Here is a 5042-nt window from a genome sequence, read left to right on the forward strand (position 1 = left end):
TACGGCGTACGATCAGCCAGCGCTCGGCGCCGTGTACAAAATGGTGGCGATTGAAAACGAACGCGGTGAGATGGTCGATACAATCAAAATCAGCGGCAATCCAGAGAAAGTGACGACGCCGGGGCTGAAGCGGGTGTACCGCATCGTCAACAAAATCAACCATAAAGCGGAAGGCGACTACATCGCCTTAGAGAGCGAAAACCCGCAGCAAGAAGAGCGGCTGAAAATGTTCCATCCGGTGTACACGTTCATCAGCAAATTCGTCACCAATTTCGAAGCGCGTGATTTGCATGTGACGATCTTCGACAACGGCCGGCTCGTGTATACGTCGCCCCCGCTTCCGGACATTCAAGCGTATGCGAAAGAAAGCTTGCGCTTGTTTTGGGAGGAGTACAAACGGACGCTCAATCCCGAGCAATATCCCGTCGATTTGAGCCAAGCGTGCTGGGACAATAAGATGGAAAACATCCGCAAGGTGAAAGAAAAAATTGCAGGTGCATCTTTAAGTGAATAAACCGCCTTGGCTGCGGGGCAAGCGCATGGTGTCGCTTTGCGCGCGATCGACCGCCTTAACCGGTCCGGCGCGTTGCAGCGCAAAGCGATATTCTTTTTTCCGCCGCAATAACAAAGGTGTCCCGAACGGCGCGGGACACCTCTTTCATGTAGACCGCTGACGGTTTTGGCTTGGCAGCTGTCGATCGAGTTCGTCAACGAGTTCGGCGAAATGACCTAAGACCCGCTCGATCGGTTCGGGGCTTGTCATATCCACTCCGGCTCGCTTGAGCAGACGGATCGGATCATCGGATGCGCCGGAGCGCAAAAATTGTTTGTACCGCTTCACCGCCTTGCCGCTTGTATCGGTTTGGATGTCGCTCACAATGGTGTACGACGCCGCGAGCGAAGTGGCATATTTGTATACATAAAAGGCGTCATAAAAATGCGGGATGCGCAGCCAGCCGCGCGCGGCGCCGGGATCGGCGGCGTACGCCGGGCCGTAATACGTTTTGAGCAGGCCAAGCCAAAGATGGTTCAGTTCGTCCGCTGTCAGACTGCCGCCTTGGCGCACTTTGTCATGAATCATCCGTTCAAATTCGGAATACATCACTTGCGTGTACAACGTGCCGCGGATTTGCTCGATTTGTTCGATGAGCAGGCGGAGTTTTTCTTCTTTTGTTTTCGCCTGTTTGTACAAATAATCGAGCATGAGCCATTCGTTCGCGGTCGAGGCGACTTCGGCGGTGAAAATCGAATGACCGGAATAATGGTACGGCTGCGCGCGGTTCGTGTATACGGAATGCATGGCGTGCCCAAGCTCGTGAGCCATCGTCAATACGCTGTCGAGCGAACCGTTGTAATTGAGCAAGATGAACGGATGGGTGTCATACGCTCCCGTGTTGTAGCCGCCGGTATATTTTTTCGGGCGCGGGAAGACATCAAGCCATCGTTCTTGAAACGCTCGGTGCACCTGTTTGATATAGTCGGCGCCGAGCGGCTTGAGTCCTTCCACTATGAGCGTCTTCGCCGTTTCGACCGGAATCGGTTTCATTGTTTCGCCGACGAGCGGCACGTACAAGTCATAGCTATGGACGCGGTCAAGCCCGAGCGCGCGCCGCCGCAGTTCGACATAGCGGTGAAGCGCCGGCAAGTGGCGGCGAGTGGCGGCGATCAAGTGATCGAACACTTCCTTTGGTACGTCATCGGCGGCCAGCGCGGCGGCAAGGCCGGATGGATAGCGGCGCACGTTCGCATACAATTCATCCGCTTTGACCGAGGCATACAGCGTCGCGGCTGCGGTTTGTTCCATGGCTTCATAACTTTTGGCTTTCGCTTCAAACGCCGCCTTTCGATAGCGGCGGTCCGGGTGCTCGAGCATGGCGGCGTATTGGTCATCGGTCAATGTCACTGTCTTTCCGTTCGGCATCTTGACAGATGGCGGCTCGTAATCGCCGCGGGCGGCGTGGTCATAAATGTTCTCCGCTTCGCCGAGCGCCGGCGATAGTTTCGCGAGCAGCTGTTCTTCGCGTTTCGTGAGCGTATGCGGCTTTTGCTCACGCAACTCATGGAAGTAATAGCGGTACGCTTTCAGCGGTTTGCTTTTTTGGAGCTTCCTGAGCGTCCGCTCTGGGAGGGCGAGCAGTTCCGGCTCGATAAACGCTGTTTTCGCCGCATATTGGGCGGCGAGCGCTTCCACTTTTGCCCCGAGCCGGGCCGCCGTTTCATCTTCAATGTTGATATCGCGTTTTAAATGGGCGTAAAGCGACAGTTTTTCGAGCTTGCGGGCCGTTTGTTCGTTTAGGGCGAACAGTTTGGCGATCGTCTTCGCATCGTCAAGCTTCCCTTCAAACGCCGCCAGTTTCGGCAAGGCGTTTTTCACCGCCTTGTAGTCGCGCATCCATTCGTGTTCGGATGGGTAAATGTCGGCCACATTCCATTCGTATGCAGTTTCGGCGGCTGATGTCGGCCATGGGGAGGCCAAAAGAAGCACGGCGGCGAGCCCAAGAAGCCAGCGCTTCATATCATCACGTCCTTTCCGTTTTTTCCTCTTGTTGGTAGTATGCGCAAGCGGAACGATTTTAGCCAAAACCAAAAAAAGAAAGGGAGACGATCAATGGAACGAATCCGTTTAGCGGACGATTTGACTTTTTCCCGCCTCATTCACGGCTGTTGTCGGCTTGCGGACTGGGGCTATTCGCGCGAGCAGCTGCTCGGGCTCATTGAATTTTGTCTTGAGCGCGGCATTACGACGTTTGACCATGCTGATATTTACGGCGACTACACGTGTGAATCGCGCTTTGGCGAAGCGCTGGCGTTAAAGCCAAGCTTGCGCGGTCAGATCGAGATTGTGACGAAATGCGGCATCAAGCGGCCGCCAAAATACGGGATGAAATTATATGATACAAGCAAAACCCATATCATCGCCTCGGTCGAGCAGTCGCTCGCCAATTTCCGCACGGATTATATCGATGTCTTGCTCATTCACCGTCCGGATCCGTTCATGAATCCAGAAGAGGTGGCCGAGGCGTTTTGCCAGCTGAAACAGGACGGAAAAGTGCGCTATTTCGGCGTCTCGAACTTTAAACGTTCGCAGTGGGAAATGCTTCAGTCGTATTTGCCGTTTCCGCTCGTGACCAACCAAATCGAAGTATCGGCGTATCGGTTGGAAAATCTTGAAGACGGCACCGTTGACCTTTGCCTTGAGAAGCGCGTTCCGCCAATGGTATGGTCGCCGCTCGCCGGTGGAGCGATTTTTTCCGCTGACGATGACCGGGCGGTGCGGCTGCGCGGGACGCTTGAACAAGTGCGGGGTGAGGTGGGCGCTGAGACGATCGACGAAGTGCTGTACGCGTGGCTCCTCGTTCATCCAGCGCGGATGATGCCGATTGTCGGCTCGGGGAAACAAGAACGCATCGAGCGGGCGGTGCGGGCGCTGTCTTTGTCGCTTTCCCGCGAGCAATGGTTCGCCATTTTGCAAAGCTCCATGGGGCATGATGTGCCGTAAGGGGAAAGGACGATGAAAGTCATTATCGCGGAAAAGCCGGACCAAGGGGCGACGCTCGCCTCGATTTTTCGGACGAAAAAACGGCAAGGCTATATCGAAATTTTGCCGAATGACTTGTTTCCCAACGGGGCGTATATGACATGGGCGATCGGGCATTTGTTCCAGCTCGCAGCTCCTGAGCGGTACCGCCCCGAGTGGAAACGGTGGACGCTCAACACGTTGCCGATCATCCCGGAACGGTTCGAGTATGAGATCGAAAAAGCGAAGGCGAAACAGTTTCAAGTGGTCAAGGAACTGTTGCGAAAGCCGGAAGTGACGGAAATCATCCATGCCGGCGACGCGGGGCGCGAAGGGGAGCTCATTGTGCGCAACATCATCCGCATGAGCGGCGTCAACAAGCCGATCAAGCGGCTTTGGCTGTCATCCTTGACCCCGAAGGCGATTGAGGAAGGGTTCCGCCGTTTGCTTGATGAGCAGACGACGCGCCCGCTCTATGAGGAAGCGTACGCCCGCGCCTGCGCTGATTGGCTCGTCGGCATGAACGCCTCGCGCGTGTACAGCCTCTTGCTGAAAGAGCGCGGGATGAATGATGTGTTTTCCGTCGGACGCGTGCAGACGCCGACATTGGCGCTGATCGTCCGGCGTGAACGGGAAATTGAGCAGTTCCGCCCTGAATCGTTTTGGGAAGTCGTCGCTTCGTTTGTCATCGGCGATAAGCGCTATGAAGGAAAATGGACGGATGAAAACGGCCAAACGCGTCTCAAGGACGAGGAGATGGCGAAAAAGATCGCTGCCTTTTGCCAAGGAAAACGAGCGGAAGTCGCCGACGTCCGCACGGAGCGGAAAACGTATCAGCCGCCCCTGTTGTTCAACTTATCGACGCTGCAGGCGACAGCGAACAAGCTGTACCGCTTCTCGCCGAAAAAGACGCTTGATGTGCTGCAATCGCTCTACCAAAAAGGGATCGTTTCGTACCCGCGTTCCGATTCGATGCATGTGACGAAAGGGGAAGCGGAAACGTTCCCTGCCATTTTGCAAAAGTTGTCATCGTTTCCAGCGTACGCGCCGTATTTTCCGCTGCCGCAGCCGTCGATTTTACAGAATAAACGTTATGTAAACGAGAAAAAAGTCACCGACCACTACGCGATCATCCCGACTGAACAAGTTGTTGCCCCGGAGAAGCTGTCGGACGACGAGCGGAAGGTGTATGATTTGGTCGTCCGCCGCTTGATTGCCGCCCACCACCAGGCGGCGGTCATCGATTATACGACCGTCACGACGCTCGTTGACGGTCGGGCTCGCTTCGTTTCGAAAGGAAGGCAGGTCGTCGAGGAAGGATGGCGCGCGGTCTTTTCGGCTGACTTTTAATAAATTAAGTTCGTTTTTTCAAGACACGATGATATGCTGTGTCCTCAGAATCCCCCGACCGGGGACACCCACTGTCCATATTGTCATGGGAGACACGTTTATTATTTCGGTCTGTCGCGATTCATTGTCCATCGTCTCCGGCGGCCGAAATAATAAACGTGTCTCCCAAGATCGG

Annotated in this window: 2 protein-coding genes and 2 pseudogenes; 3 read left to right on the top strand and 1 reads right to left on the bottom strand. The window is 55.1% G+C overall.

The window, feature by feature from the left end; all coding sequences use genetic code 11:
- Positions 1-514: pseudogene (locus T260_RS122535) on the top strand (nicotinate phosphoribosyltransferase); the annotation flags it as partial.
- Between the two features lie 144 nt (positions 515-658).
- Here T260_RS122535 and pepF read toward each other — a convergent pair.
- Positions 659-2515, bottom strand: coding sequence for an oligoendopeptidase F (gene pepF / locus T260_RS122530; RefSeq protein ID WP_023634582.1), 1857 nt, complete (start codon positions 2513-2515; stop codon positions 659-661).
- A 93-nt stretch (positions 2516-2608) separates the two neighbouring features.
- On the opposite strand from pepF, the gene T260_RS122525 reads away from it, so the two are divergent.
- A complete protein-coding gene (locus T260_RS122525) occupies positions 2609-3499 on the top strand; it encodes an aldo/keto reductase (RefSeq protein WP_023634583.1) in 891 nt (296 codons plus the stop codon).
- Positions 3500-3511: 12 nt separating this feature from the next.
- Positions 3512-4849: pseudogene (locus T260_RS122520) on the top strand (DNA topoisomerase); the annotation flags it as partial.
- Positions 4850-5042: the final 193 nt, after the last annotated feature.

The organism is Geobacillus thermopakistaniensis, from assembly GCF_000498995.1.
In the GTDB taxonomy this organism is placed as follows: Bacteria; Bacillota; Bacilli; order Bacillales; family Anoxybacillaceae; genus Geobacillus; species Geobacillus thermoleovorans.

Excerpts from the sequence above, each read along its gene's own strand:
- pepF (WP_023634582.1), bottom strand. The coding sequence starts at position 2,515 with ATGAAGCGCTGGCTTCTTGGGCTCGCCGCCGTGCTTCTTTTGGCCTCC.
- T260_RS122525 (WP_023634583.1), top strand. The coding sequence starts at position 2,609 with ATGGAACGAATCCGTTTAGCGGACGATTTGACTTTTTCCCGCCTCATT.